The following is a 22,148-nucleotide window of genomic DNA, read 5'->3' as shown; positions in this document are numbered from 1 at the left end:
GCAAGACATGACCCAACGCATCCTCCTGATGAGCAGCTCGCGCAAGGACAACCTCGGCTACCTGGAGCACGCCGGCGAGCAGATCCACACGCTGCTCAAGCATGAGCCGCGCAAGGTGCTGTTCGTGCCGTTCGCCGGCGTGACCTTCAGCTTCGACACCTACGAAGGCATGGTCAAGCCGGTGTTCGAGAAGCTCGGCTACGCGCTCGAATCGATCCACCACAGCGCCGATCCGCTGCGCGCGGTGCAGGACGCCGACGCCATCGCGGTCGGCGGCGGCAACACCTTCGCGCTGCTCAAGCGCCTGTACGACGCCGGCATCGTCGAGGCGATCCGCGCGAAAGTGCGCGCCGGCACGCCGTATGTGGGCTGGAGCGCGGGCAGCAACGTTGCCTGCCCGACCATCCGCACCACCAACGACATGCCGATCGTGCAGCCGCCGTCGCTGCGCGCGCTGGGGCTGGTGCCGTTCCAGATCAACCCGCACTTCATCAGCGGCAAGCCCGCCGGGCACAACGGCGAAAGCCGCGAAGAGCGGCTCGCCGAGTTCCTGCACATCAACGCGCCGGAGCAGGTGTTCGCGCTGCCGGAAGGCTCGGCGCTGTATGCGGACGGGACCACCGGGCTGGTGCTGGGCGAGCGCAACGCGCTGTGGTTCCCGGCGCAAGGCAAGGTCGAGACGATTCGCGAAGGGGAGCCGTTCGCGCTGTCGCAGATCACGGGGCCGGCGGGGATGGAGGGGTGGCCGGGCTTTGAAGCCTGAGTGTTGTCTCCCCTCTCCCGCGAGCGGGAGAGGGGAGCACACACTCGGGATGGATCGTTGATCGGCAAGCGAGCCACCTCGGGCCACCAGGTCCATAGCAACCCAACAAGAATCCGCCCGCGGGCCGCCCAGCGCCGCCCGCGCGGCCCCCTTTTTGCCTTCTGGAGGAGAAAACAACATGAGCCCAACCCTTCGCCGCGCCATGCCGCTGGCATTTCCCGCGCTGCTGGCCCTGCCCGCCACCGCCATGGCCCAATCCGGCGTCACGCTGTACGGCGTGATCGATACCGCGCTGACCTACCAGACCCACTCGAATCCCGCCGGCGACGCGCAAATCGGCCTGCAGCAGGGCGGCGAAGGCTTCCTGTCCGGCAGCCGCTTTGGTTTGAAGGGGGTCGAGGACCTGGGCGGCGGCGTGAAGGCCGGCTTCGTGCTGGAGAACGGGCTGCTGGCCGATACCGGCAGGCTCGACCAGCAGGGCCAGCTGTTCGGCCGGCAAGCGTATGTGAAGATCGGCAACCGGTGGGGCGAGCTGGCGCTGGGCCGGCAGTACACCACCGCCAACACCATGCTGTACTACGTTGATCCGCTCGGCGTGGGCGCGGCGCCGTCGAATGCGTGGATGGTCTACCTGACCGGCCAGCGCTACGACAACGGCGTCAGCTACACCGGCAATTTCGGCCCGGTCTCGGTGATCGCCGAATACGCGCTGGGCGAGACCGCGGGCAACACCCGCGCGATGTCGTCGATGTCGTTCGGCGTCAAGTACGCGGCCGGCCCGTTCACCGCCGTCGGCGATTTCCAGCAGACCCGCGACAGCCAGAGCCGCAACGCCAACATCTACCTGGCCGGCCTGAAGGCCGCGGTCGGCCGCGCCAGCCTGTTCGCCAACTACATCCACAGCGACCGCGACGCGGGCTTCGACTCGTCCAAGGGCGGCACCGACACGGCCACCATCACCAGCATGTCGACCGCGGCCACGCCGACCAACCGCGCGGCGATCAGCTCGGTGTTCGGCGGCAGCCGCCACGATGATTTCTTCACGCTGGGCGCCAGCTACGCCGTCACCGGCAACGTCACCCTGACCGGCAGCGTGATGCACAACCGCACCCGCGCCGACAGCTTCAGCGGCAACCGCACCACCGCGTATGCGGTGGCCGGCTACGCCTTCAGCAAGCGCACCGACGCCTACCTGGCGCTGGCCTATGACCGCGTCCACGGCGACTGGTCCGGGCTGTTCGGCAACAACACCACCAGCTGGACCGGCGGCAGCGGCACGCCGCTGGACGGGCGCGACACGCAGACCACGGTGATGGTCGGCCTGCGCCACCAGTTCTGACCTTTTGTAGAACGCCCTGCCCGCGCCGCGCGGGCGGGGCCAACCTTTGGAGAAAGCCATGGCCCTGCAGCAGACGCTGGTCATTCACGAAGCCCTGGACAGCCCGCACGCCAACGGCGCGGTCGTCAGCGAACTGTTCGCGCCGTACGCCGACGCCGGCGTGTCGGTGCAAGTCACCACGGTCAGCAACGCGCCGCCCGAGAACACGGCCAATACCACCGACTTCATCAGCATCGTGATCCCCGGCAGCGCCGGCAAGCGCGGCGGCGGCAAGGCGCCGACGCTGGGCGTGATCGGCCGCAACGGCGCCATCGGCGCGCGTCCGGAGCTGGTGGGGCTGGTGTCCGATGCCGATGGCCCGATCGGCTGCCTGGCGGTGGCGCTCAAGCTGGCGCAGATGAAGGCGCGCGGCGACCACGTGGCGGGCGACGTGATCGTGACCACGCACCTGTCGACCAATGTCTCGATGGTGCCGCACGACCCGGTGCCGTTCATGGGCATGCCGGTGTCTTCCGACACCATGAACGATTACCAGGTGCTGCCGGAAATGGACGCGATCCTGTCGATCGATGCGTCCAAGGGCAACAGCATCGTCAAGCACCGAGGCTTTGCGATCTCGCCGACCGCGCTGCAGGGCTATATCCTGCGCGTGGCGCCTGACCTGGTCGCGACCATGGAGTCGACCACCGGCTGCCCGGCGGTGACCTTCCCGATCTCGCTGCAGGACATCACGCCGTACCACAACGGCCTGTACCACTTCAACAGCATCATGCAGCCGCACGTGGCCACGCAGGCCCCGGTGGTGGGCGTGGCGGTGACGGCGCAGTCGGTGGTGTCGGGCAGCGCGACCTCGGCCAACCATGAGGTCGACATCGCCGAGGCGGTTCGCTTCTGCGTGGAAGTGTCCAAGCGCTTCGGCGCCGGCAAGTGCCAGTTCTTCAACGCCGCCGAGTGGGAGAAGATCCGCGCGATCTACCCTGACCTGTCGGTGTTCCAGACCGCCGGCAAGCGCTGACGCGCGCGGCTCAGCGTGCCGTCGCCTGGCCCGGCTCGGGAGGGGTGGCGGCCGGCGGCACGGTGGCGCCGTGCCGCCGCTTCCATTCGTCGAAGCCGCCGGCCAGCGCCCAGGTCTTGGGATAGCCGGCCACGCGCAGGCGTTCGGCCAGCAGCGCCGCCGACAACTCGTTCGGGCAGGCGCAATAGACCACGATGTCGGCCTCGGCGGGCGGCACGCCCAGCGCGTCGAGGCTGTCGAGCGCGCCCTGCATGTCGAGCACCATCGAACCGGGGATGCGCTCCATCGGCAGGTCGCCATGGGCGCGCACGTCGATCACCACCGGCAGCGTGCCGGCCAGCCGGCGCGATTCCAGTTCATCCACGCTCATGCGCGGCACGCGCCGGGTGATGCGCAGCAGCCGGAAGCGCCGCCACGAGCGCCACGCCAGGAACACCAGGAACGCCCCCACCACCGCCGCCAGCGCCAGGTGGCCGTAGGTGCTGAAGCCCGCCAGGATGGCATCGATAAAGTCGCTGAACACCACGCCGATCAGCAAGCCGCTGCCGGCCCACACCAGCGCGCCGATCGCGTCGTAGAACAGGAACACCGGCAGCGGCGTGCCGGTCATGCCGGCCATCGCGGTCGACAGCGCGCCGGCGCCCGGCAGCAGCTTGGCGACCACCAGCGAGCGCGGCCCCACGCGCAGGTACAGCGACTGGGTCTGGCGGATGCAGGAGTCGGGCGAGATCGACACCTTGCAGATGGTGCGCAGCATCGGCTGGCCCAGCCTGCGCCCGGCAAAGTACCAGCCGGTGTCGGCAATCAGGCAGGCCACGATGACCGCCGCCAGCACCGCGCCGATCGACGGCCCGGTCTCCTGCACGCCCAGCGCGCCGGCGACGAACAGCATCGGATAGGCCGGCACCGGCAGGCCGGCCTGCTCGACCAGTACGTTCAGGAACACCAGCAACAGCCCGTGGTTTTCCAGCAAGGCCTGTAACTCTCCCACCGCGCTCTCCCCCGTTGGTTCAGGACGCCAGTGTGCCAGCGGCGGGATGCCAGTGGCGCGGCAGCTTTGCATGGTCGGTTCAAATTCGCTGAGTGGACGGCCCGCTACGCCACTTACGTTGTCCTACAACCAGCACCCCGGCATGGACCTCCGTACAGTGTTCTCGTCTGCCTTTTTGGCCTGCCGAAGCGGGATCCGGACGCACGAGGCATGTGGCTACCGGTTAACCCGCTGTACGGCCGCACCCTATTGCCTTCGTCAAAGCAATGTCGTACGATGACTGATAACTCGACTGGCTGCCCCGCTGCAGTCAGCCGCCTCTGCCACCCCGGGCCATCGGCCCGCCCTGGATTGCCGCAATGCTCGCACCCAACGAACTCAAGCAAATCGTCTCGGAAGGCCTGCTGTCCTTCCCCATCACCGACTTCGACGCCCGGGGCGACTTTGCGCCGAAGCCCTACGCCGCCCGACTGGAGTGGCTGGCTCCCTACGGCGCCACCGCGCTGTTCGCGGCCGGCGGCACCGGCGAGTTCTTCTCGCTGACGCCGCAGGACTACACCGCCGTGGTCGACACCGCCGTGCGCACCTGCGCCGGCAAGGTGCCGATCCTGGCCGGCGCCGGCGGCCCGACCCGCACCGCTATCGCCTACGCGCAGGAAGCCCAGCGCCTGGGCGCCGCCGGCGTGCTGCTGCTGCCGCACTACCTGACCGAAGCCAGCCAGGACGGCATTGCCGCCCATGTGGAAGAAGTCTGCAAGGCGGTCGATATCGGCGTGATCGTCTACAACCGCGCCAACTCGAAGCTCAACGCCGACCAGCTGGCGCGCCTGGCCGAGCGCTGCGCCAACCTGATCGGCTTCAAGGACGGCGTCGGCGACATCGAGGCCATGGTCAGCATCCGCCGCAAGCTGGGCGACCGCTTCTCCTACCTGGGCGGCCTGCCCACCGCCGAAGTCTATGCCGCGGCCTACAAGGCGCTGGGCGTGCCGGTGTATTCGTCGGCAGTGTTCAACTTCATCCCGAAGACGGCGATGGATTTCTACCGCGCCATCGCCGCGAACGACCACGACACCGTGGGCCGCCTGATCGACGACTTCTTCCTGCCCTACCTGGCCATCCGCAACCGCAAGGCCGGCTATGCGGTCAGCATCGTCAAGGCCGGCGCGCGCCTGGTCGGCCGCGACGGCGGTCCCGTGCGCGCACCGCTGACCGACCTGACCGGCGAGGAAATGGAGATGCTGGGCGCGCTGATCAACAAGCTCGGCCCGCAGTAATCCAGTCGTCCTCGCATTGCCTTTCGACAGCCGGCCGCGGGGCGCATGCCCTCCGGCCGGTTTCCCCGTTCCAGACGCTGACAAGGAATCCTTCCATGCAAATCACCGGCGACATGCTGATCGGCGCGCAAGCCGTGCGCGGCACCGAAGCGACGCTGCAGGCGATCAATCCCGCCACCGGCGCCCCCATCGGCCCTGACTTCCACGGCGGCGGCGAGGCCGAGGTCGAGCGCGCGTGCGCGCTGGCCGAAGCCGCCTTCGACACGTTCCGCAACACCAGTCCCGAACAGCGCGCGAGCTTCCTCGAGGCCATCGCCGCGGGCATCGAGGCGCTGGGTGACGCGCTGATCGAGCGCGCCCACCTGGAAAGCGCGCTGCCCATCGCGCGCCTGCAGGGCGAGCGCGGCCGCACCGCCGGCCAGTTGCGCCTGTTCGCCACCGTGCTGCGCGAGGGCCGCTGGCAGCAAGCCACCTTCGACCCCGCGCTGCCCGAGCGCACCCCGCCGCGCCCGGACCTGCGCATGCAGCGCATCGCCATCGGCCCGGTGGCCGTGTTCGGCGCCAGCAACTTCCCGCTGGCCTTCTCCGTCGCCGGCGGCGACACCGCCGCGGCGCTGGCCGCGGGCTGCCCGGTCGTGGTCAAGGCGCATCCGGCGCACCTGGGCACGTCGGAGCTGGTCGGGCGCGTGATCCAGCAGGCGGTGCGCGACGCGGGCTTGCCCGAGGGCGTGTTTTCGCTGCTGGCCGGGGCGGGCAACGCCATCGGCACGGCGCTGGTGTCGCATCCGGCGATCCAGGCAGTGGGCTTCACCGGCTCGCGCGCCGGCGGCCTGGCGCTGATGCAGGCCGCCCAGCGCCGCCCGCAGCCGATCCCGGTGTATGCGGAGATGAGCAGCATCAACCCGGTGTTCCTGCTGCCCGCGGCGCTCGATGCGCGCGGCGAGGAAATCGGCCGGCAGCTGGTCGATTCGCTGGTGTTGGGCGTCGGCCAGTTCTGTACCAATCCTGGACTGGTGATCGGCATCGAAGGGCCCGCGCTCGACAAGTTCCGCGCATCGGCGCTGGCTGCGCTGCAAGGCAAGCCGGCAGCGACCATGCTGACGCCCGGCATTCATGCTGCGTATCAGCAGGGCGTGGCCCAGCTGTCGTCGCTCGACGGGCTGCAGCGCATTGGCAATGGCGTCGACGGCAGCGGGGCCAACCAGGCGCGTCCGGCGATGTTCGAGACCACCGCGGCGCAGTTCCTGGCGGATCACCGGATGCAGGCCGAGGTGTTCGGGCCGTCGACGGTGCTGGTGGTGTGCCGCGATTTCGAAGAGATGCTGACGGTGGCGCGCCAGCTCGAGGGCCAGCTGACGGCGACGATGCAGCTCGACGACGCCGACCACGAGGCCGCGCAGCGCCTGCTGCCGGTGCTGGAACGCAAGGCTGGACGGGTGCTGTGCAATGGCTATCCGACCGGGGTCGAGGTTGCCTATGCGATGGTGCATGGCGGGCCGTTCCCGGCAACTTCGGATGCGCGTTCGACTTCGGTGGGGGCGACGGCGATCGACCGGTTCTTGCGGCCGGTCTGTTATCAGAACCTGCCGCAGGCGTTGTTGCCGGAAGCGCTGCGGAAATAGCGATAGACGATGCGATGCGGCCCCGCCTGGTGCGGGGCTTTTTGCTTCTGGACGCGGTGCAAAACTACGGGCTCAGCAAAATACCGCGGACTTTCTCAAACCCGATTGGGTGCTCCCTCTCCCGCTTGCGGGAGAGGGTTGGGGAGAGGGCCAGAGCTTCAACGAAGTTCGACCGCCTCGTGCTTGCCACACGCCCCGCCCTCACCCCCGGCCCCTCTCCCGCAAGCGGGAGAGGGGAGCAAACCAGCGGCATGGCGAACGCCACAGGCTTTTCAAATTCCGCTTGGGTACTCCCTCTCCCGCTTGCGGGAGAGGGCTGGGGTGAGGGCCAGAGCTTCAACGAAGTTCGACCGCCTCGTGCTTGCCACACGCCGGCCCTCTCCCCCGGCCCCTCTCCCGCAAGCGGGAGAGGGGGAGCAAACCAGCGGCATGGCGAACGCCACAGGCTTTTCAAATTCCGCTTGGGTACTCCCTCTCCCGCTGGCGGGAGAGGGGAGCAAACCATCGCAAGCTTCACGCTCAATGCAAAACGGCCCGCATTCACCATGCGAGCCGTTGTGCCTTCGGCAAAACCGATCAAGCCTCCAGCTTGATCCCCGCCTGTTTCACCACCCCCGCCCATCGCGTCTGCTCGGCAACGAAGAACTTGCCGGTTTCGCCCGGGGTCATCGTCACCACCTCTGCGCCCTGCGCCACCAGTTGCGCGCGCAGGTCCGGTGCGCGGATGATGCGGATCAGTTCGCCGCTGATGCGCGCCACCATCGCGTCGGGCATGCTGGCAGGGGCCATCACGCCCTGCCAGGTGCCCGACTCAAAATTCGGCACGCCTTGCTCGGCGATGGTCGGCACGTTCTGCAGCAGCGGCATGCGCGTGCGCTTGGACTGCGCGATCAGCTTGAGCTTGCCCGACTGCACATGCGGCAGCGTGGCGAGCATGCCGTTCATCAGCACCTGGGCGCTGCCGCCGACGGTGTCGGCAATCGCCTGCGAACCGCCCTTGTAGGGCACGTACTGCCACTTGGCGCCGGTGGCCTGCTCCACCGCCACGCCGGCCAGGTGCGGCGCGCTGCCGATCGCGGTCACGGCGAAGTTGAGCTGGCTGCGCTGCGACAGCGCCACCAGTTCCTTCACGCTCGCCACCTGCACCGACGGATGCACCACCAGCAGGTGCGGCGAATACGCCAGCATCGATACCGGCTTCAGGTCCTTGGCGATATTGAACGTCAGCTTGGTATAGACCGACGGGCTGATGGCCAGCGCGCCGATATCGCACAGCAGCAGCGTGTGGTTGTCGGTGGCCTGCGCGACCAGTGCCGCGCCGACGTTGCCGTTGGCGCCGGGGCGGTTGTCCACCACCACCGACTGGCCCAGCGCCTCGCCCAGCTGCTTGCTGATCAGGCGCGCGATGATGTCCGACGAGCCGCCGGCGGTGTACGGCACCACCAGGCGGATCGGGCGGTTCGGCCAGTCCGGCGCGGCGTGCGCGGCCGAAGACAGGCCGGCGAGCGGGCCCGCGGCGAGGCCGGCGGCCAGTGCGGAGGATTGCTTGAGGAAGTTGCGGCGTCCGTGGGTCATGCTGTGGTCTCCTGTCGAGGGGCGCGCGCCGGCGCGGCACGATGGGCGTGCGGGGCCGGCGCGATCGGTGCTTGGGTATGGGATTGGGTGCGGCGGGGTCAGTCCAGCGCGATCTTGCCCTTCTCGATCACGGTCTTCCAGCGCTGCAGCTCTTGCGCCTCGAACTGGTTGAACTGCTCGGGGGTGTTGGCCACCACCTCGAAGCCGCTCTCGGACAGCTTCTGGCGCATCTTGGGGTCGTTCAGCGACGACACCAGCGCACCGTGCAGGCGGCTCTTGATCTCCGGCGGCAGGCCGCGCGGCGCGGCCACGCCCTGCCATGAATAGACCTCGACATCCTTGATGCCGGCCTCGGCCATGGTGGGCACGTTGGGCAGCACCGGCGAGCGCTTGTCGGAAGTCACCGCCATCGCCTTGAGCTTGCCGGTGCGGATATGCTGCAGCACCGCGTTGACGTTCTGGAACGACACGTCGACCTGCCCGGCCAGCAGGTCGGAGATCGCCGGGCCACCGCCCTTGTACGGCACGTGCAGGCCGTCGGTGGCGCTCTTCTGCCAGAACAGCGCCGCGGTCAGGTGGTCGGACGAGCCCGCGCCGGACGAGGCAAAGCTGACCTTGCCCGGGTTCTTCTTCATGTAGGCCACCAGTTCCGCCAGCGTGTTGGCGGGGAACTGCGGGTTGGCGACGAGCACGTTGGGCGCGCGCACCGCCACCGTCAGCAGGTCGAAATCTTTGGCCGGGTCATAGCCCAGGTTCTTCTGCAGGAACGGATTCACCGCGTACACGCCGATCGACGCCACCATCATGGTGTAGCCGTCGGCCGGCGCGCGCTTGACGTAGGTGGCGCCGATGGCGCCGGTCGCGCCGGGGCGGTTGTCGATCACGAACGGCTGGCCCAGCTTCTCGTTGAGCGGCACCGTCAGCATGCGCGCGATGGCGTCGCTGGAGCCGCCCGGCGGGAACGGCACCACCACCGATACCGGACGTTGCGGCCAGTCCTGCGCGGCGGCACTGGCCGGGGTGCTGAAGGTCAGCGCCGCGACCGCGGCGACCGAGCCGAGCGCAAAGGCGCGCAGCCAGTTTTGCAGGCGCGGCGCGCCCTGGCGTTGGAAGGTGTACATCGTTGTCTCCTGCAGTGTTTTGATAAGAGAGGCCTGCCGTCCTGTGATGGGCAAGGGCCGTTGGCGTCGTCGCCGGTGCCCAGTCAGCGCACCATGCACGGCGCCTTGTTGTCGAACTGCCAGCCGGGAATCAGGAACTGCATCGCCGCGGCATCGTCGCGCGCGCCCAGGCCCTTGCGCTGGTACAGCTCGTGCGCGCGCGCCAGCGCATCCGGGTCGAGCTCGACGCCCAGCCCCGGGGTCTTGGGCACCTGCACCAGCCCGCCTTCGATCTTCAGCGGGTTGCGGGTCAGGTGTTCGCCGTCCTGCCAGATCCAGTGCGTGTCGATGGCGGTGACGCGGCCCGGCGCGGCCGCGGCCACGTGGGTGAACATCGCCAGCGAGATATCGAAGTGGTTGTTCGAGTGCGAGCCCCAGGTCAGGCCCCATTCGGCACACATCTGCGCCACCCGCACCGAGCCCTGCATGGTCCAGAAATGCGGGTCGGCCAGCGGGATGTCGACCGACTGCAGCCGCACCGCATGCCCCATCTGGCGCCAGTCGGTGGCGATCATGTTGGTGGCGGTGGGCAGGCCGGTGGCGGTGCGGAATTCGGCCATGATCTCGCGGCCCGAGTAGCCGTCCTCGGCGCCGCACGGGTCTTCGGCATAGGCCAGCACGCCGCGCTTGTCGCGGCACAGGCGCACGGCTTCCGCCAGCGACCAGGCGCCGTTGGGGTCGAGCGTGATGCGCGCCTTGGGGAAGCGCTCGGCCAGCGCCAGGATCGCTTCCATCTCTTCGTCGCCGCGCAGCACGCCGCCCTTGAGCTTGAAGTCATTGAAGCCGTAGCGCTCATAGGCCGCTTCGGCCAGGCGCACCACGGCCTCGGGCGTCATCGCCGCTTCATTGCGCAGGCGGAACCACGCGTTGTCTGCGTCGGGCTCGGTGCGGTAGTCCAGCGTGGTGCGCTGGCGCTCGCCGATATAGAACAGGTAGCCCAGCATCTCCACGGCGTCGCGCTGCTGGCCCTCGCCCAGCAGCGCGGCCACCGGCACCTCCAGGTGCTGGCCGAGCAGGTCGAGCAGCGCCGCCTCCAGCGCCGTGACGGCGTGGATGGTGATGCGCAGGTCGAAGGTCTGCAGGCCGCGGCCGCCGGCATCGCGCCCGGCGAACGCCGCGCGCACGCGGTTCAGCAGGGCCTGGTACTGGCCGATGGGCTGGCCCACCAGCAGCGGGCGCGCGTCTTCCAGGGTCTGGCGGATGCCTTCGCCGCCCGGCACTTCGCCCACGCCGGTGTGGCCGGCGCTGTCGCGAAGGATCACGATATTGCGCGTGAAGTACGGGCCATGGGCGCCGGACAGGTTCATCAGCATGCTGTCATGCCCGGCGACGGGCACCAGGGTCAGTTCGGTCACGACCGGGGTGTGGGCGGACGCCATGGGGGCGGCGGTAAAGGTCATCTCAGGACTGTCTCCGGCATCAACCCCGGGCGTACGATTGTCCACCCGGGCTTCCGTGTTGCGTATGTTATCTGTCATCGTATGACTTATAACCCAGTATAATGAGGCAATCTCAGACCGGTCAAGTCCGGGAAACCCCGCCCGTTATCCGTCCCTAGCCGCCATGCCGAACGCCCAGCCCCTCGCGCCGCCTCCCTCCTCCGGCCCAACCTCCGGCCCCACCCCGTTGCGCCGCCGCGGCCGCACGCTTGCCGAGGAAGTCGTGCAAGCCCTGGGCGAAGAAATCCGCCAGGGCCAGCTCAAGCCCGGCGACAAGCTCCCTACCGAATCCGAGATCATGGCCACCCTGGGCGTCAGCCGCACCGTGGTGCGCGAAGCGCTGTCGCGGCTGCAGGCCAGCGGCATGGTGGAGACGCGCCACGGCATCGGCACCTTCGTGCTGGAGCGCGCGGCCGAGGCGCCGTCGCCGTTCCGGATCGGGCCGGACGCGCTGGGCACGGCGATGGATGTGATGGCGATGCTGGAATTCCGCGTCAGCGTGGAAGCCGAGGCGGCCGGCCTGGCGGCCGCGCGCCGCACCGATGCGCAACTGGCGGCGATGCGCCAGGCGCTGGATGAACTGAAGCATGGGGCCGGCGCCGGCAATGACGCCGTGGAAAGCGACTTCGCCTTCCACCTGGCGATCGCACGCGCCACCGGCAACCGCTATTTCACCGACATCATGGGCCACCTGGGCACCATGGTGATCCCGCGCAGCCGCCTGCAGGTCAGCACCCCCGAGCGCGTGCAGTACCTGGAGCGCGTCAGCATCGAGCACGAGAACATCTACGACGCGATCGAGCGCCGCGACCCCGACGCCGCCAAGGCCGCCATGCGCATGCACCTGACCAACAGCCGCGAGCGCCTGCGCAAGGCGTCCGGCTCCGCCAGCCCGCAAGGCTGACGCGGGACGCGCATGCGGCGGGCATGCGCCGGCAAGTCATACGATGTCTAATGAATGGTGATGCAGGCGCCCGCCCGCTAAGGGGTCAGCCGGCACCGGCGCGCAAAGTCGACCAGTTCGACCAGAGACGACACCTGCAGCTTGTTCATGATGCGGGCCTTGTAGCTGCTGACGGTCTTGTTGCTGATAAAGAGGCTCTCGCTGATGGCCTTGTATGACATGCCGCGCGCCAGCATCTGCAGCACCACCAGTTCCTTGTCGGACAGCCGCCGCAGCATCTCGTCGTCGGCCGACATCGACTGGCGCGGCGCGCCGCCGCGGCCCAGCACCGGAAACACGGTATAGCCGGCCAGCACCGCCTCGACCGCGCGCAGGATTTCCTTGATGTCCTGCGTCTTGCTGACGAAGCCCTGCGCACCCGCCTGCCAGGAACGGCTGACGAACACCGCCGGGTCCAGCGCCGTCACCACCAGGATGCGCACCTGCGGATGGATCGCGCGAAGCCGCGGCGCCACGTCGAGCCCGCTCGAGCGCGGGATGTCCAGGTCCAGCAGCACCAGGTCCGGCATGCGTGCGCGCACCATTTCGATGGCGCATTGCCCATTGTCCGCCTCGATCACCTCGTCGACGCCAAGCAGCTGCGACAGATGGTGCCGAAGCACCAGCCGCATCGCCGGATGGTCGTCAACGATCAGGATGGTTGTCATGCGCGGGTCCGAGGTTCGAGGCAGGCATCGGCTGAAGCCGCATCCCGAAGCAGCAAGGGGATGGCAGGAACGGCGCACGCCGGTACGCGATGCCACGCCAGTATAGGGAGCCGCAAGCGCGCGCAGGATGGGAGGAATCCGCTTCAGTTGCAGCGAAAATCCTAGGCCGGCCTCAGACGCGCGGCGCGTTGCGCGGCATCGCCCCGGGGCCGTGCCGGGGCGCGTGTCCCTGCGCGCGGCAGGGACAACGGGGTGCGGCCAGTGGTGCTACTCTATTCGGGCGTGTTTCATCCATGGAGAACACTGTGCCCCGCAAGACCCCCATCGAGCGCTACCGCAATATCGGCATCAGCGCGCATATCGACGCCGGCAAGACCACGACGACCGAACGCATCCTGTTCTACACGGGCGTCAACCACAAGCTGGGCGAAGTGCACGATGGCGCGGCCACCATGGACTGGATGGAGCAGGAGCAGGAGCGCGGCATCACCATCACCTCGGCCGCCACCACCGCCTTCTGGAAAGGCATGGCCGGCAACTACCCCGAGCACCGCATCAACATCATCGATACGCCCGGACACGTCGACTTCACCATCGAAGTCGAGCGTTCGATGCGCGTGCTGGACGGCGCCTGCATGGTCTACGACGCGGTCGGCGGCGTGCAGCCGCAATCCGAAACCGTCTGGCGCCAGGCCAACAAGTACGCGGTGCCGCGCATTGCCTTCGTCAACAAGATGGACCGCGTCGGCGCCGACTTTTTCCGCGTGCAGACGCAGATCGCCGACCGCCTCAAGGGCCGCGCCGTGCCGATCCAGATTCCGCTGGGCGCCGAGGACCACTTCCAGGGCGTGGTCGACCTGGTCAAGATGAAGGCCATCGTCTGGGACGACGCCAGCCAGGGCGTGCGCTTCGAATACCGCGACATTCCCGAAGAACTGCTCGCCACCGCGCAGGAATGGCGCGACAAGATGATCGAGGCCGCCGCCGAGGCCGACGAGCCGCTGCTGAACCAGTACCTGTCCGGCGAGCCGCTGAGCGAGGCGCAGATCAAGCAGGGCCTGCGCAAGCGCACCATCGCCAACGAGATCGTGCCGATGCTGTGCGGCAGCGCCTTCAAGAACAAGGGCGTGCAGAGCATGCTGGACGCGGTGATCGACTACCTGCCGTCGCCCGCCGACGTGCCCGCCATCCTCGGCCACACCGAGGACGACCGCGAGGCCGAGCGCCATCCCAGCGACGACGAGCCGTTCTCCGCGCTCGCCTTCAAGATCATGACCGACCCCTTTGTCGGCCAGCTGATCTTCTTCCGCGTGTATTCCGGCGTGGTCAATTCCGGCGACAGCGTCTACAACCCGCTCAAGGGCAAGCGCGAGCGCCTGGGCCGCATCCTGCAGATGCATGCCAACGTGCGCCACGAGATCAAGGAGGTGCGCGCCGGCGACATCGCCGCGGCGGTGGGCCTGAAGGAAGCCACCACCGGCGACACGCTGTGCGACCCCGACAAGGTCATCATCCTGGAACGCATGAGCTTCCCCGAACCGGTGATCTCGCAGGCGGTGGAGCCCAGGACCAAGGCCGACCAGGAAAAGATGGGCGTGGCGCTGAACCGGCTGGCGCAGGAAGACCCGTCGTTCCGCGTGACCACGGACGAGGAGTCCGGGCAGACCATCATCTCCGGCATGGGCGAGCTGCACCTCGAAATCCTGGTCGACCGCATGCGGCGCGAGTTCGGCGTCGAGGCCTCGGTCGGCAAGCCGCAGGTGGCGTACCGCGAGACCATCCGCCAGCCGGCGCGGGACGTCGAGGGCAAGTTCATCAAGCAGTCGGGCGGGCGCGGCCAGTACGGCCACGTGGTGCTCAACCTCGAGCCGATGCCGCACGGCGGCGGCTACGAGTTCGTCGACGCGATCAAGGGCGGCGTGGTGCCGCGCGAGTTCATTCCCGCGGTGGACAAGGGCATCCGCGAGACCATGCAGTCGGGCGTGCTGGCCGGCTACCCGGTGGTCGACATCAAGGCCACGCTGGTGTTCGGCTCTTACCACGACGTGGACTCGAACGAGAACGCCTTCCGCATGGCTGGCTCGATGGCGTTCAAGGAAGGCATGCGCCGCGCCCGGCCGATCCTGCTCGAGCCGATGATGGCGGTCGAGGTGGAAACGCCCGAGGAATTCACCGGCAACGTGATGGGCGATCTGTCGTCGCGCCGCGGCATGGTGCACGGCATGGAAGACATCGCCGGCGGCGGTGGCAAGATCGTGCGCGCCGAAGTGCCGCTGGCGACCATGTTCGGCTACTCCACCACGCTGCGCTCGCTGACGCAGGGGCGCGCGACCTTCACCATGGAGTTCAAGCACTATGCCGAGGCGCCGGCCAATGTGGCGGAAGCGGTGATCTCGGCGAAGCGGGTGGGCTGAGGGTTTCCGTCCCCGGGCGGTTTGTCGCGCGGGGACTTCGTTGGCGCGCCGGCCCTCACCCCCCGCCCCTCTCCCGCACGCGGGAGAGGGGAGAAAACAAGCGGAATATAAGGGGCCTGCAAGCAGTCTATGACAGGCCCTCGACCAGCGCTCGACGAAGCACTTTTCGAGGGCGCTGACCCGGTACGGGTAAACTACGCCCTGTTCGCCGCGCCGGGCACCACCCGGCACGCGCCTTCCAAGCCCGATCGGCCGCTGCCGAAAAACGCTTGCCGAAGCGGGCGCCGGCGAACCCGTTCCATGGCCTTCGGGCCGCTCCCGTGGCGCCGGCAAGCGGCGCTGCGCAAGGCTTGCCCGGCAACACTGCCGGCATTCGCCGCCCACCCTGGCATCGCCGCCCGCTTCGACCCTCGCCCGGGCCGCGCGCACCCATTGCGCATGGCCCGATGACGACCCGCGCCCCCGCGCGGGACTGGAACCCGCAGGCCATCGGCCTGACGGATCCGCTGCGGCACGCCACCGCGCCGGCCGGATCCGCCCTCCGGAGGACCCTCCATGCAGAAGACAGCCAGCCACTGGCTGCTGGCGGCCGGGCTGTTGCCCGTCGCTGCCGTCACCGCGGCGCTCACCGCCGCGCGTGCCCACGCCGAGCCCGGCATCACCGTGTATGGCATCGTCAGCACGGCCGTGCGCTATACCTCGAACCTGGACGGCCATCACCACGACCAGGCGGCGCTGGTCTCCGGCGGCATGGTCGGCAGCCGTTTCGGCCTGAAGGGCGATGAAGACCTGGGCGGCGGCCAGCACGCCATCTTCCAGCTCGAGGCCGGCATCGGCAGCGACGACGGCCGCGCCAGCTACCAGGCGCTGTTCGGCCGCCAGGCCTATGCCGGGCTGGCCGGCGACTGGGGCAGCCTGACCTTCGGCCGCCAGTACAACGCGCTGAACAATATCGGCTGGGCCTTCAATCCGCTCGACCAGGGCTGGGGCAACTTCTGGTCCGATCCGCTCTACCTTGGCGGCGACATCTTCTTCCAGGACTACCGCATCAACCACAGCGTGGTCTACAAGAAAACCGCCGGCCCGCTGACGCTGCAACTGGACTACGGCGCCGGCGGGCAGGCCGGCAGCCTCGCGCGCGGCGCCACGCTGGGTGGCGGCCTGATGCTGCAGCAAGGCGCGCTGGCGCTGGGCGCGGCCTACGACCAGCGCCGCAGCGTCGACGGCGGCGGCACGGTACGCAACTACGCCGTGGGCGGCTCGTATGCATCCGGCAAGGCGACCTTCTACCTGGGCCACATGGGCCGGCGCGAATCGGCGCGGCAACAAACCGCGGACGGCGCGCGCTTCGACATCGCCTTCGCCGGGCTGGGCTACCAGCTCACGCCCGCGCTGCATCTGTCCGGCGCCTATTACCGCTACTGGCAACGCGGCAACGTGACCACTCAGTTCCAGCAGGTGCCGGTGCTGCTGGGCGGCGGCAATGCCGACAGCGTCGCGCTGGTGGCCGACTACGCCTTGTCGCGGCGCACCAGCCTGTACCTGGAGGCCGACGTGGTGCGCGCGCGCGGCGGCGCGGTCGGCCGCGAGACCGAATACTGGGCCGGCACGCCCGCCGCCGGCGTGGCGCGCAGCACGCGCGTGGGCGCGATGCTTGGCATGCGGCACCACTTCTGAAGCCGCTGCGGAATTGCCTGCGGGATGCGTTGTTTTTGCAAGCCTCGCGAAAGAATTACCTTCGCCGGGGCGGCCGGGAGTGCCGCTGCCTGGCGCTCGACGCGGAAACCACGCGCTCGCCACGCCATCGCGGTGCAGGCATGGTCATTGCGCGCGCCAAGCATTCCACCGTCTCGCGACAAGGAGCAACAGCATGCAAACCCAACCTCCCAGCAGTCAAGGCGCAGCCATCGTCGGTTCCGGCGTGGGCGAAGGCCCGGGCCCGGAAGTGATGGCAGCTTCCAGCCTGGATGGCACCAAGGCGTATTCGTCCGACGGCGAGCATGTCGGCAAGATCTCCGAGATCATGCTGGACGTGCCGCACGGCCGCATTGCCTACGCGGTGCTGACCACCGGCGGCTTCCTCGGCATGGGCGACACGCTGCACGCCATCCCGTGGAATGCGCTGGTCATGGATACCGACGAAAAGTGCTTCCGGATCGCCGTCACGGCGGACCGGATCAAGTCCGCCCCGGGCTTCAACAAGGACAGCTGGCCAAGCATGGCCGACCCGCAATGGGGCAAGTCGCTGCACGAATACTACGGGCGCGACCCGTACTGGGTCTCTCCGCCGCTGTAATTCGCTGGCAACACGCTGCGCGAACAGGGCCGCGATAGAACCGCAATAGGGCCGCTATAGGGCCGCTATCTCGCCCCGAACAAGGCCGCGACGCGCCGCACAGGCGCCTCGCGGCCTGCTTGCATTGCACGGCAAGGCTAGGCAAAGTCTGCCAAGACGCGCGGGCCGCACGCCGGGGGCCGGCGTGCCCCGAGAGAGAAGACCATAAGGACACCGCCGCCAGCATGACGCCCTCGCCATCTCCGCCGACGCCGTCTGAATCCGCCGCCGCAAGCGCCCGCGCAGCGCCCGTCGCGCGCGCCGACGCGCCGGGCTTTCTCGCCGGCGGCGGCGAAATGGGCGCGCTGATGCGCGCCTTCGACTGGGCCGCGACCCCGCTCGGGCCGCCGCAAGGCTGGCCGCACAGCCTCAAGACCGCGATCCGCATCATGCTGACCTCGCGCCAGCCCATCTGGATCGGCTGGGGCGAGGCCCTGCACTTCTTCTACAACGACGCCTACCAATCGATCATCGGCGGCAAGCACCCCGGCGCGCTGGGCCAGCCCACGTCCGTGGTCTGGCGCGAAATCTGGCCCGAGATCGGCCCGCTGCTGGCCACCGCGATGACCGGCACCGAAGGCACCTTCGTCGAACAGAAGCTGCTGATCATGGAGCGCAACGGCTACCCGGAGGAGACCTACTACACCTTCTCCTACAGCCCGGTTCCCAATGACCACGGCGGCACCGGCGGCATCATCTGCGCCAACAGCGACGACACCGAGCGCGTGCTGGCCGAGCGCCAGCTGAACGTGCTGCGCGACGTGGCGGCTTCGGCCAGCGAGGCGCGCGCCTGGCGCGACGCGTGCGAGCGCGCCATGGCGGCGCTGTCGTCGGACCCGCGCGACATCGTGTTCGCGCTGCTGTACATCGCCGAGCCCGGCGCCCGCACGCTGCAGCGCACCGGCGCCATCGGCATCGATGCCGGCCACCCGGGCGCCCCCGCGCAGATCGCGCTGGACGCGCAATGGCCATGGCCGGTGGCCGACGTGCTGGCACGCCAGCAGCCCGGCCTGGTCAGCGACCTGGCTTCGCGCTTCGCGATGCCGCTGCCGGGCGGCGCGTGGGGCGTGCCGCCTTCGTCCGCGGCGGTGATCGAGGTCGCGCCATCGGGCAGCGCCTCGCATCGCGGCGTGCTGGTGGTGGGGCTGAACCCGTTCCGGCTGTTCGATGCGCGCTACCGCAGCTTCCTGACGCTGGCGGCGGGGCAGATCGGCGCCGCCATGCACTCGGCGCTGGCCTACGAGGCCGAGCGCAAGCGCGCCGAGGCGCTGGCCGAGATCGACCGCGCCAAGACCGCGTTCTTCTCCAATATCAGCCATGAATTCCGCACGCCGCTGACGCTGATGCTGGGACCGCTGGAAGAACTGGTGCGCCGCACCGGCCCCGGCGAAGACCGCGCCCTGCTGGAGATGACGCATCGCAACGGGCTGCGGCTGCTCAAGCTGGTCAATGCGCTGCTGGATTTTTCGCGGATCGAGTCCGGCCGCGTGACCATGCGCCGCCAGCCCACCGACGTGGCCGCGCTGACGGCGGACCTGGCCTCGCTGTTCCGCGCCAGCGTGGAAGCGGCCGGCATCACGCTGCGCATCGACTGCCCGCCGCTGTGCCCGCCGCTGGCGCGCGCGGTGGCGGTGGACCGCGACATGTGGGAGACCATCGTGCTGAACCTGGTCTCCAACGCTTTCAAGTTCACCTTCGCCGGCACCATCACCGTGGCCGTGGCGGCGCAAGGCGACGACACCGTGGCGTTCACCGTGCGCGACACCGGCATCGGCATCCCGGCGGCGGAACTGCCGCGCATCTTCGAGCGCTTCCATCGTGTCGAAGGCGCACAGGGTCGTACCATCGAAGGCAGCGGCATCGGCCTGGCGCTGGTGCAGGAGCTGGTGCGGCTGCACGGCGGCACGATCGACGTGCAGAGCGTGCCGGGCGAGGGCACCTGCTTCACCGTGCGCCTGCCGGCCGGCGCCGAAGCGGCCATGGCTGCGGTCACTGGCGAGGCCGCCGAGGCTGACGCCGCGCCCCCGTCCAGCAGCGTGCAGGCGCGCGCCTATGTCGAAAGCGCGCTGCGCTGGCCGCAAGCGCAGGTGCTGCCGGCAACGACCGCGGCAGCGGAAGACCTTCCCTTGCCCGCCGCGCAGGCCGCAGCCGGCGATACGGCGCAGGCAGGCGCCCTGGTGCTGGTGGTGGACGACAACGACGACCTGCGCGACTACATGCGCCGCCTGCTGGGCGCCGCCGGCCATCGCGTCGCCGTGGCCGCCGACGGCGAGGCGGCGCTGGCGCTGGCGCGCGCGCACGCGCCGGCACTGGTGGTGTCGGACGTGATGATGCCGCGCCTGGACGGCTTTGGCCTGGTGCGCGCGCTGCGCGCCGACGCCGCGCTGCGCGACACGCCGGTGCTGCTGCTGTCCGCCCGCGCCGGCGAGGAGGCACGCGTCAGCGGCCTGGACAGCGGCGCCGACGACTACCTGGTCAAGCCCTTCTCTGCGCGCGAACTGCTCGCGCGCGTGGCCAGCAATCTGCGCCTCTCCGAACTGCGCCGGGCCACCGAGCGCCGCCTGCAGGAACTCAACGCCACGCTCGAGCGCCGCGTCGCGCAGGCCGTGGCCGACCATGACCGGCTGTGGGAGCTGAGCGAAGACCTGCTCATCGTCGCGCGCTTCGATGGCTGCCTGCAGCGGGTCAGCCCGGCGTGGACCCGCACGCTCGGCCACGCGCCGCAGCAGGTGCTGGGGCGCGCGTACCTGTCATTCATCTACGCCGACGACCAGGCCGGCGCCAGCGCGCAGCTGGACGCGTTGCGCCACGACGGCGTGCCGGTGCGCTTCGAATGCCGCCTGCTGCGCGCCGACGGCGCGCTGCGCTGGCTGGCGTGGACGCTGTCGGTCGATCCGGCCAACGGCCATATCCACGGCGTGGGCCGCGACGTCACCGGCGACCGCGAAGCCCAGGCCGCGCTGCGCCACGCCGACGAGGCGCTGCGCACCGCGCAGAAGATGGAGGCGATCGGCAACCTGACCGGCGGCGTCGCCCATGACTTCAACAACCTGCTGCAGGTGATCGGCGGCAACCTGCAGTTGCTGGCGCGCGACCTGGCCGGCGATGCGCGCGCCGAGCCGCGCCTGCGCAACGCGCTGGCCGGCGTCGCGCGCGGCGCCAAGCTGGCGTCGCAGCTGCTGGCGTTCGGGCGGCGCCAGCCGCTGGCGCCCAAGGTCGTCAACCTGGGCCGGCTGGTGCGCAGGCTGGACGACATGCTGCGCCGCGCGCTGGGCGATGGCATCGAGATCGAAACGGTGGTGGCGCCCAACCTGTGGAACACCCTGGTCGATCCGTTCCAGGTCGAGAATGCGCTGCTGAACCTGGCGATCAACGCGCGCGACGCCATGCACGGGCACGGGCGCCTTACCATCGCGGCGCGCAACGCCCGGCCCGGCGAAGCCAGCGAGGAAGCGGCTGCTGCCTCCATGCAGTATGTGCTGCTGTCGGTCACCGACACCGGCGTCGGCATGCCGCCCGAGGTGCAGGAGCGCGTGTTCGAGCCCTTCTTCACGACCAAGCCCGAGGGCCAGGGCACCGGGCTGGGCCTGAGCATGGTGTATGGCTTCATCCGCCAGTCCGACGGCCACGTGAAGATCGTCAGCGCGCCCGGGCGCGGGACCACGGTCACGCTGTTCCTGCCGCGCGTGCAACGCGATGAAGACCCGGATATCGAACTGGATGCGGGCGCCGCGCACGGCGGCAGCGAGACCGTGCTGGTGGTGGAAGACGACGAGGACGTGCGCGCCACGGTGGTCGAGATGCTGGCGAGCCTGGGCTATCACGTGCTGCGCGCGCGCGACGCGCACGCCGCGCTGTCGATCGTCGAGCGTGGCGTGCCGGTAGACCTGCTGTTCAGCGATGTGGTGATGCCCGGCCCGCTGCGCAGCACCGAGCTGGCGCGCAAGCTGCGGGAACGGCTGCCGGACGTGGGCGTGCTGTTCACCTCGGGCTACGCCGACAGCGTTATCGTGCACGACGGGCGGCTCGACGCCGGCATCGAACTGCTGAGCAAGCCCTATACGCACGAGGCGCTGGCGCGCAAGGTGCGCCACGTGCTGGCGAACCGCGCCCAGCGCGCCCGGCGCGCCGCGCACGCCGCGCCAACGGGCCACGCGCCAGGTGCCCCGCGTCTGCGCGTGCTATGTGTCGACGACGACGCGCTGGTACGCGCGGGCACCGCGGAAGTGCTGCGCGCCTACGGCGTTCACGCGCTGGAAGCGGACAGCGAGGCCGGGGCACTCGCCTTGCTGGCCGGCAACGCGGTCGACGTGCTGGTGACCGACGTGGCACTGGCCGGCGATTCCGGAGTGGAACTGGCGCTGGCCGCGCGCATGCGCCATCCGGCGCTGGCCGTGGTCTTCGCCACCGGCTACGAACTGGACCTGACCCCGGCGCAGCGCGACGCGCTCGGCGCGGTCGCGGTGCTGCGCAAGCCGTATCCGCCGCAGCGGCTGCTCGAGGTGCTGCGCGATGTCGTGGGCGAGGTCGTTGGCGAGGTCCGGCAGCAGGCCGAAGCGCCCGCCCGACGGCAGACCGCAAGCTGAGCGCGCCGCGGCGCTGGCGGTCGG

At 69.5% G+C, this 22,148-nt stretch carries 15 protein-coding genes; 10 read left to right on the top strand and 5 right to left on the bottom strand.

Annotated elements, in window-relative coordinates:
* Positions 1-7 precede the first annotated feature (7 nt).
* From pepE to CBM2594_RS25995, 3 genes are all read left to right on the top strand, one after another.
* Positions 8-763: a dipeptidase PepE gene (gene pepE, locus CBM2594_RS26005; RefSeq protein ID WP_116359622.1), complete on the top strand. Its 756-nt coding sequence runs from the start codon at positions 8-10 to the stop codon at positions 761-763.
* Between the two features lie 178 nt (positions 764-941).
* Positions 942-2,102: a porin gene (locus tag CBM2594_RS26000; RefSeq protein ID WP_232346758.1), complete on the top strand. Its 1,161-nt coding sequence runs from the start codon at positions 942-944 to the stop codon at positions 2,100-2,102.
* Between the two features lie 58 nt (positions 2,103-2,160).
* On the top strand, positions 2,161-3,117 hold the full coding sequence (locus CBM2594_RS25995) for a DUF1177 domain-containing protein (protein WP_116359620.1): 957 nt from the start codon (positions 2,161-2,163) through the stop codon (positions 3,115-3,117).
* A 10-nt stretch (positions 3,118-3,127) separates the two neighbouring features.
* Here CBM2594_RS25995 and CBM2594_RS25990 read toward each other — a convergent pair whose 3' ends face one another.
* Entirely contained in the window at positions 3,128-4,108 is a 981-nt protein-coding gene (locus tag CBM2594_RS25990; RefSeq protein WP_116359619.1) for a DedA family protein/thiosulfate sulfurtransferase GlpE, read from the bottom strand.
* Between the two features lie 359 nt (positions 4,109-4,467).
* Here CBM2594_RS25990 and kdgD point away from each other — a divergent pair, with 359 nt between their 5' ends.
* A complete protein-coding gene (gene kdgD / locus CBM2594_RS25985) occupies positions 4,468-5,382 on the top strand; it encodes a 5-dehydro-4-deoxyglucarate dehydratase (RefSeq protein WP_116359618.1) in 915 nt (304 codons plus the stop codon).
* A gap of 95 nt (positions 5,383-5,477) precedes the next feature.
* Positions 5,478-7,004, top strand: coding sequence for an aldehyde dehydrogenase (NADP(+)) (locus CBM2594_RS25980; protein WP_116359617.1), 1,527 nt, complete (start codon positions 5,478-5,480; stop codon positions 7,002-7,004).
* Between the two features lie 576 nt (positions 7,005-7,580).
* Here the strand turns inward: CBM2594_RS25980 and CBM2594_RS25975 are convergent.
* The 3 genes from CBM2594_RS25975 to gudD all read right to left on the bottom strand — a co-directional run bounded on the left by CBM2594_RS25975 (position 7,581) and on the right by gudD (position 11,139).
* On the bottom strand, positions 7,581-8,579 hold the full coding sequence (locus CBM2594_RS25975) for a Bug family tripartite tricarboxylate transporter substrate binding protein (RefSeq protein WP_116359616.1): 999 nt from the start codon (positions 8,577-8,579) through the stop codon (positions 7,581-7,583).
* 98 nt (positions 8,580-8,677) lie between these two features.
* The gene (locus CBM2594_RS25970; protein ID WP_116359615.1) at positions 8,678-9,700 is read right to left on the bottom strand and encodes a Bug family tripartite tricarboxylate transporter substrate binding protein; all 1,023 of its coding nucleotides are present in this window, start codon (positions 9,698-9,700) and stop codon (positions 8,678-8,680) included.
* An 83-nt stretch (positions 9,701-9,783) separates the two neighbouring features.
* Positions 9,784-11,139 carry a glucarate dehydratase gene (gudD, locus tag CBM2594_RS25965; protein WP_116359614.1) on the bottom strand — a complete coding sequence of 452 codons (1,356 nt, stop codon included), beginning with the start codon at positions 11,137-11,139 and terminating at the stop codon, positions 9,784-9,786.
* 163 nt (positions 11,140-11,302) lie between these two features.
* Here gudD and CBM2594_RS25960 point away from each other — a divergent pair, with 163 nt between their 5' ends.
* Entirely contained in the window at positions 11,303-12,082 is a 780-nt protein-coding gene (locus CBM2594_RS25960) for a FadR/GntR family transcriptional regulator (protein ID WP_116359613.1), read from the top strand.
* A 77-nt stretch (positions 12,083-12,159) separates the two neighbouring features.
* Here the strand turns inward: CBM2594_RS25960 and CBM2594_RS25955 are convergent, their stop codons facing one another.
* On the bottom strand, positions 12,160-12,789 hold the full coding sequence (locus CBM2594_RS25955) for a response regulator transcription factor (RefSeq protein WP_026164172.1): 630 nt from the start codon (positions 12,787-12,789) through the stop codon (positions 12,160-12,162).
* Positions 12,790-13,094: 305 nt separating this feature from the next.
* Between CBM2594_RS25955 and fusA the strand changes: the two genes are divergently transcribed.
* The 4 genes from fusA to CBM2594_RS25935 all read left to right on the top strand — a co-directional run bounded on the left by fusA (position 13,095) and on the right by CBM2594_RS25935 (position 22,124).
* The gene (gene fusA / locus CBM2594_RS25950; RefSeq protein WP_116359612.1) at positions 13,095-15,203 is read left to right on the top strand and encodes an elongation factor G; all 2,109 of its coding nucleotides are present in this window, start codon (positions 13,095-13,097) and stop codon (positions 15,201-15,203) included.
* Between the two features lie 555 nt (positions 15,204-15,758).
* On the top strand, positions 15,759-16,880 hold the full coding sequence (locus CBM2594_RS25945; RefSeq protein ID WP_116359611.1) for a porin: 1,122 nt from the start codon (positions 15,759-15,761) through the stop codon (positions 16,878-16,880).
* Between the two features lie 193 nt (positions 16,881-17,073).
* A complete protein-coding gene (locus tag CBM2594_RS25940; RefSeq protein WP_062804057.1) occupies positions 17,074-17,499 on the top strand; it encodes a PRC-barrel domain-containing protein in 426 nt (141 codons plus the stop codon).
* Between the two features lie 224 nt (positions 17,500-17,723).
* Positions 17,724-22,124: a response regulator gene (locus CBM2594_RS25935; protein ID WP_232346756.1), complete on the top strand. Its 4,401-nt coding sequence runs from the start codon at positions 17,724-17,726 to the stop codon at positions 22,122-22,124.
* Positions 22,125-22,148: the final 24 nt, after the last annotated feature.

It is taken from the genome of Cupriavidus taiwanensis, from assembly GCF_900249755.1.
Classification (GTDB): Bacteria; Pseudomonadota; Gammaproteobacteria; order Burkholderiales; family Burkholderiaceae; genus Cupriavidus; species Cupriavidus taiwanensis_D.
Note: the sequence above shows the minus strand (reverse complement) of the source record. Positions and strands in the feature narration are given on the sequence as shown.

Coding starts and splice junctions, on each gene's coding strand:
- pepE (WP_116359622.1), top strand. CDS start 8: ATGACCCAACGCATCCTCCTGATGAGCAGCTCGCGCAAGGACAACCTC.
- CBM2594_RS26000 (WP_232346758.1), top strand. CDS start 942: ATGAGCCCAACCCTTCGCCGCGCCATGCCGCTGGCATTTCCCGCGCTG.
- CBM2594_RS25995 (WP_116359620.1), top strand. CDS start 2,161: ATGGCCCTGCAGCAGACGCTGGTCATTCACGAAGCCCTGGACAGCCCG.
- kdgD (WP_116359618.1), top strand. CDS start 4,468: ATGCTCGCACCCAACGAACTCAAGCAAATCGTCTCGGAAGGCCTGCTG.
- CBM2594_RS25980 (WP_116359617.1), top strand. CDS start 5,478: ATGCAAATCACCGGCGACATGCTGATCGGCGCGCAAGCCGTGCGCGGC.
- CBM2594_RS25975 (WP_116359616.1), bottom strand. CDS start 8,579: ATGACCCACGGACGCCGCAACTTCCTCAAGCAATCCTCCGCACTGGCC.
- CBM2594_RS25970 (WP_116359615.1), bottom strand. CDS start 9,700: ATGTACACCTTCCAACGCCAGGGCGCGCCGCGCCTGCAAAACTGGCTG.
- gudD (WP_116359614.1), bottom strand. CDS start 11,139: ATGACCTTTACCGCCGCCCCCATGGCGTCCGCCCACACCCCGGTCGTG.
- CBM2594_RS25960 (WP_116359613.1), top strand. CDS start 11,303: ATGCCGAACGCCCAGCCCCTCGCGCCGCCTCCCTCCTCCGGCCCAACC.
- CBM2594_RS25955 (WP_026164172.1), bottom strand. CDS start 12,789: ATGACAACCATCCTGATCGTTGACGACCATCCGGCGATGCGGCTGGTG.
- CBM2594_RS25945 (WP_116359611.1), top strand. CDS start 15,759: ATGCAGAAGACAGCCAGCCACTGGCTGCTGGCGGCCGGGCTGTTGCCC.
- CBM2594_RS25940 (WP_062804057.1), top strand. CDS start 17,074: ATGCAAACCCAACCTCCCAGCAGTCAAGGCGCAGCCATCGTCGGTTCC.
- CBM2594_RS25935 (WP_232346756.1), top strand. CDS start 17,724: ATGACGCCCTCGCCATCTCCGCCGACGCCGTCTGAATCCGCCGCCGCA.